Origin of the sequence: Streptomyces sp. LS1784 (assembly GCF_020103755.1) — a bacterium.
Lineage (GTDB): Bacteria > Actinomycetota > Actinomycetes > Streptomycetales > Streptomycetaceae > Kitasatospora.
Window position 1 is genome coordinate 1 of the sequence record NZ_JAHSQD010000542.1, and the last position, 5561, is coordinate 5561.

A 5561-nucleotide genomic window follows, 5' to 3' on the forward strand; every position below is an offset into this window, starting at 1 on the left:
CAGCGGCGGCTCGGCCGCGCCGCCTCCGCCGTACGGGTTCCCGCCGCCCCCGCCGTTTCCGCCGTACGGGTTCCCGCCGCCCCCCGGGCGGCCCTGCTGCCACGTGTTCATGCCGACGAGGATGCCCGACCCCGGTGAGGCCGACTCCCCCCGGGGGGTCCGCCGGGCCTCTTGTAGCAGTTTTGATGCACGTGCCGGATCGTTCCGCCGCAACATCCGGACACCCGGCGTTCCGGCTGCCGAAACGTTTCTTGACCAGCGCGAACACAGCGTGTTTGCATTCCAGGCATGGATCAGCGTTGGGCACTCACGCGTCGGCGGCACGTCGACCTGCGGCGCGGTGTGGCCTGTTCGCTCTGTCTCGGCTGACGCGCGCCCGTCGAATCCCCGCACGTCCGCCGGCGTAGCGCCCCCGGTGCCGCCTTCCGGCACCGCTCCCGTGCCGGCCCCCGGCACCACGCCCGGTACCGGCCCCCACCGCAGCGCCTTTCCCCCGCTGTGCCGCGCCGCCCCGCTTCCAGCCAGAGGTGAACCCATGGCCGTCGTCCTGTCCGTTTCCGGCTCCCCGTCCGCCACCTCCCGCACCACCCGCCTGCTGCGCCACGTCGACGCACGGCTGACGGAGCGCGGCCACCACGTCGTCCCCTTCGAGGCCCGCAGCCTGCCCGCGCACGCGCTGCTGTCGGGCGACTTCGACCACCCCGAGATCGTCGCCGTCACCGAGCTGTTCGCCCGCGCCGACGGCGTGGTCATCGGCACCCCCGTCTACAAGGCCGCCTACTCGGGCCTGCTGAAGGCCCTGCTGGACGTGCTCCCGCAGTACGCGCTCACCGGCAAGGCCGTCCTGCCGCTCGCCACCGGCGGCTCGCCCGCGCACGTCCTCGCGGTGGACTACGCGCTGCGCCCGGTGCTCAGCTCGATGGGCGCAGGCCACATCACCCAGGGCTGGTTCGTGCTCGACCGCCACATCACCGCCCGGGAGGACGGGGCGACCCTGGTGGAGCGCGAGACCGAAACGCTGCTGGCCCCGGTCGTGGAGGGCTTCGCCACGGCCCTGGAACGCCTGTCCGCACCCGCGCTGACGAGCTGACGGACCGTCGCCGCGGCCCGTACGGGGCGTCCCCGAGACGGGCCGCGGCAACCCCTAGGGGGACCCGCGCCGTGCCCCGTAGAACCTTGGTTGGGCGGCTTCATTCCGGCGGATGACGAGCCCTCCGCCGACGACTCCTAACGTGGTTCACACATCCCCACCCGCCAGGAAGCGGCCCGATCACGTCGGGTCCGGTGGCCAGGTCCACCGGGAGGGTGGAGACAACTCCCGGTCGAGGACTACCGCCTGCGCCATGTCGCGAGGCGGGCGGGCCCGTGAGGCTGGGGGCCAACGGGTGAGCGCATCTTCCATAGGAGAGTCCAGTGACGACGGCAGCAGCAGCCGTGTACGACCCCCAGCTTCCCGGCGGAGCGTCCGCCGTCGCCGCGTCGGCCCGTCAGGTCACCAAGGCGTACGGCTCGGGCGAGACCAGGGTGACCGCGCTCGACGCGGTCGACGTCGACATCCAGCGCGGCCGGTTCACCGCGATCATGGGCCCCTCGGGTTCCGGCAAGTCCACCCTGATGCACTGCCTGGCGGGCCTCGACACGGTCACCTCCGGGCGGATCTGGATCGGCGACACCGAGATCACCGGCCTCAAGGACAAGCAGCTCACCAGGCTCCGGCGCGACAAGATCGGCTTCATCTTCCAGGCGTTCAACCTGCTCCCGACCCTGAACGCGCTGGAGAACATCACGCTCCCGATGGACATCGCCGGGCGCAAGCCCGACCAGGCCTGGCTGGACCAGGTGGTGGAGACGGTCGGCCTGTCCGGCCGGCTCAAGCACCGCCCCACCCAGCTCTCCGGCGGCCAGCAGCAGCGCGTCGCGGTGGCCCGGGCACTGGCCGCCCGCCCCGAGATCATCTTCGGTGACGAGCCCACCGGGAACCTCGACTCCCGGTCCGGCGCCGAGGTGCTGACCTTCCTGCGCCGCTCGGTCGACGAGCTGGGCCAGACCATCGTGATGGTCACCCACGACCCGGTCGCGGCCGGCTACGCGGACCGCGTGCTCTTCCTCGCCGACGGCGTGATCGTGGACGAGATGCACGCGCCCACCGCCGACTCCGTCCTCGAACGCATGCGCCGTTTCGACGGCAAGCGCACCAGCTGAGCGGCGGGACGACACCACCATGCTGCTCAAGACCTCACTGCGGAGCTTCTTCGCCCACAAGGGCCGGATGGCGCTCTCGCTCATCGCCGTCGTGCTGTCGGTGGCCTTCGTCTCCGGCACCCTGGTGTTCTCCGACACCGCCACCGGCACCTTCGACAAGCTCTTCGCCGCGACCGCCTCCGACGTCTCGGTCCAGCCGCCCAAGCCGGCCGAGGACGAGGAGCAGCAGGCCGCCGTCAAGCCGCCGACCGTCCCGGTCGCGCTCGCCGACCAGGTCGCCACGGTGCCGGGCGTGAAGAAGGCCGTCGGCCAGGTCATGGTCGGGAACGCGGTCCTGATCGACCCGGCCACCAACAAGCTGGTCGGCCCGACCAGCGGCGCGCCCACCCTGCTCGGCAACTGGACCGACACCCCGCGCAACCCGGTCACCATCACCTCCGGCCACGCGCCGCGCGGCTCCGGCGAGCTGGTGCTGGACGCGGACACCGCGAAGAAGGCCAAGCTCGGTCTCGGCGACCGGATCAGGATCGAGAACTCCGGCGGCCGCCACGACCTCACCATCGTCGGCATCGCCACCTTCACCGCCACCAACCCGGGCGCGGCGCTCGGCTTCCTGGACACCCCGACCGCCCAGCAGATGCTGCTCGGCGAGCCCGCCTACACCTCGATCGAGACCTTCGGCGACGGCAGCCTCGGCAACGACCGGCTCAAGGCCGACACGGCGGCCAGGATCGGCGGCGGCTACCAGGTCAAGACCGCGGCCGAGCAGAAGGACGAGAACACCAAGCAGGTCGGCAGCAGCCTCAACTTCATGAAGTACGCGATGCTCGGCTTCGCCTTCGTCTCGGCGATCGTCGGCGCGTTCCTGATCGTCAACACCTTCTCGATGCTGGTCGCCCAGCGCACCCGGGAGATCGGCCTGCTGCGCGCCATCGGTGGCAGCCGGCGGCAGGTCAACCGCTCGGTGCTGGTCGAGGCCCTGATCCTGGGCGTGCTCGGCTCGACCCTCGGGGTGGCGGCCGGCCTGGGCGTCGCGGTCGGCCTGATCAAGCTGATGAACGCGCTCGGCATGGACCTCAAGGCGGCCGACCTCCAGGTCGGGCCGGACGTCTTCGCCGCCGGCTACGCGCTCGGCATCGTGGTCACCCTGGTCGCGGCCTGGTTCCCGGCCCGCCGGGCGAGCCGGATCTCGCCGATGGCCGCCCTGCGCGACCACGGCACCCCGGCCGAGGGCCGCGCCAACCTGGTCCGTACGGTCCTCGGCCTGCTGCTGACGGCCGGCGGCGGCGCCCTGCTGGTGCTCGGCGCGCGGGCGGAGAAGGCGGCCACCGGCGGCCAGTACCTGGGCCTGGGCGTGGTGCTCACCCTGATCGGGTTCGTGGTGCTCGGCCCGCTGCTGGCCTCGGCCGTCGTCCGGGTGCTCGGCGCGCTGCTGCCGGCGCTGTTCGGGCCGTCCGGCAAGCTCGCCCAGCGCAACGCGATGCGCAACCCGCGCCGGACCGGCGCCACCGCCGCCGCGCTGATGATCGGCCTGGCGCTGGTGATCGCCTCCTCGGTCTTCAGCTCCTCGGCGGTCACCTCGGCCAGCGCGCAGATCGACAAGTCGGTGGGCGTGGACTACATCATCGGCGGCGGCCGCGCCGAGGTCACCACCGAGATGACGGACATCGTGCGCCGGACCCCGGGCATCGACCACGTCACCGTCCAGAAGGGCTTCCACGCCAAGGTCCAGCTGCCGGACGGACGGCAGGCGAAGACCGGCCTGGACGCCGTGCCGCCCGCCTTCTTCGGCACCGACTTCCACCCGACCGTCCGGTCCGGCGCGGTGGACTCGATCGGGCGCGGCTCGCTGGGGATCGGCGAGGCCTTCGCGAAGGACTTCGGCCTGAAGGTCGGGGACCGGGTGACCGTCGACTACGGCAAGGGCCGCACCCAGGTGCTGCCGGTCGGGGTGGTCTTCGCCAAGGGCGAGCTGTTCGGCAACGGCTCCTTCGTCGACCTGGACTCCATGGCCAAGGCGGTCCCCGCCGCCGAGCAGCCGCCGGTGGAGGCCGTCTTCGCCAAGGCCGCCCCGGGCGCCGACGTCGCCAGGACGCTGACCGCCCTGCAGGACGGGCTCAAGGAGTACCCGCAGCTGACCGTCAAGGACCAGGCCGGCTACAAGGAGCTGGTGCAGTCCCAGGTCAACACCCTGCTCTACCTGATCTACGGGCTGGTCGCCCTCTCGATCACGGTCGCGGTGCTCGGCGTGGTCAACACCCTGGCGCTGTCGGTGGTCGAGCGGACCCGCGAGATCGGCCTGCTGCGGGCGATCGGGTTCTCCCGCCGCCAGCTGCGCCGGATGATCCGGCTGGAGTCCGTGGTGATCGCGCTGTTCGGCGCCGTCCTCGGCACCGGGCTGGGCCTCGCCTGGGGCGTCACCGTCCAGGGGGTGCTGCGGGACCAGGGCCTCGGGACGCTCTCCGTCCCGACCACCATGGTGGCGATCACGCTGGTCTCCTCGGTGCTGATCGGGCTGTTCGCCGCGCTCGTCCCGGCCTTCCGGGCCGGACGCATGAACGTCCTCGCGGCCATCGCGACGGACTGACCCGGCGCCGGGGGCGCCGGGCCCCGGAGCCGGGGGAACGGGGGAACCCACGGGGGAACGGGGGAACGGGGGGAACGGGGGGAACGGGGGAACGGGGCCGGGTGCGCACAGCACCCGGCCCCGGCGCCGTTCCCCACCCCCGCCGGGGGCTGCGGCCGACGTGCGTCCCGTTTCCCGCGTGCTGGGATGATCGTTCGATGTTCCCCTCGGACACCCCGCCCCTGCCCAGCGCCGCGCCCCTCACCGTCGCGGCTGCCGCCCGCTGGCGCGCCGCCCGGACCGCCTGGCGGTTGGACGGCCGCTGGCTCGCGCTGGTGCCGATCGGGTTCGTGGTCCTGGCCAGTGCCGTGGAGCCGGACGTGGGCCGGTGCAACGTCCGGAACATCTGCCGGGACAGCTGGGGCTCGTCGCTGGCCGGCTGGTCGGTGCTGGCCGAGGTGCTCCTGCTGGCCACCAGGGCCCGGGTCCGGGTGCTCGTTCCGCCGGTCGTCCTGGCGCTGCTCTGGTACCTCCCGGAGGGCCTGGTCACCCCGCTCGCCCGCTGGTCGGCGGTGCTGCTCCACCTGCTGCTCACCGCCGTCCTGCTCGGCGCCGAGGCCGGCCGCCGCCGCGCCCGCCAGCAGCTGGACGAGCTGATGGTCCCGCCCGTGTCCTACCCCTGGACCGCCGCCGGCGCGCCCTCGCCCGTCCACCGGGACGGCCCGCCCGTGCTGCGCCGCGCCCTCGGCGTCCTGCTGCTGGTGGTCGCCGCGGCCTTCCCGGTGTACGGCCT

4 protein-coding genes are annotated in these 5561 nt (G+C 73.0%); all 4 read left to right on the plus strand.

The genetic code is table 11. From position 1 onward, the window contains the following. Nucleotides 1-535 precede the first annotated feature (535 nt). Complete coding sequence (ssuE, locus tag KS423_RS37145; protein WP_224284149.1) at nucleotides 536-1090, plus strand: NADPH-dependent FMN reductase; 555 nt, start codon at nucleotides 536-538, stop codon at nucleotides 1088-1090. A 323-nt stretch (nucleotides 1091-1413) separates the two neighbouring features. After that, a complete protein-coding gene (locus KS423_RS37150; protein ID WP_374120096.1) occupies nucleotides 1414-2202 on the plus strand; it encodes an ABC transporter ATP-binding protein in 789 nt (262 codons plus the stop codon). Between the two features lie 19 nt (nucleotides 2203-2221). Then, entirely contained in the window at nucleotides 2222-4789 is a 2568-nt protein-coding gene (locus KS423_RS37155) for an ABC transporter permease (RefSeq protein ID WP_224284150.1), read from the plus strand. A gap of 197 nt (nucleotides 4790-4986) precedes the next feature. Continuing rightward, nucleotides 4987-5561: hypothetical protein (locus tag KS423_RS37160; RefSeq protein WP_224284151.1), on the plus strand; the 575-nt coding region annotated here is incomplete at its 3' end.

What these genes read in the sequence shown, in the direction of transcription:
- ssuE (WP_224284149.1), top strand. Translation starts at nt 536, where the DNA reads ATGGCCGTCGTCCTGTCCGTTTCCGGCTCCCCGTCCGCCACCTCCCGC.
- KS423_RS37155 (WP_224284150.1), top strand. Translation starts at nt 2,222, where the DNA reads ATGCTGCTCAAGACCTCACTGCGGAGCTTCTTCGCCCACAAGGGCCGG.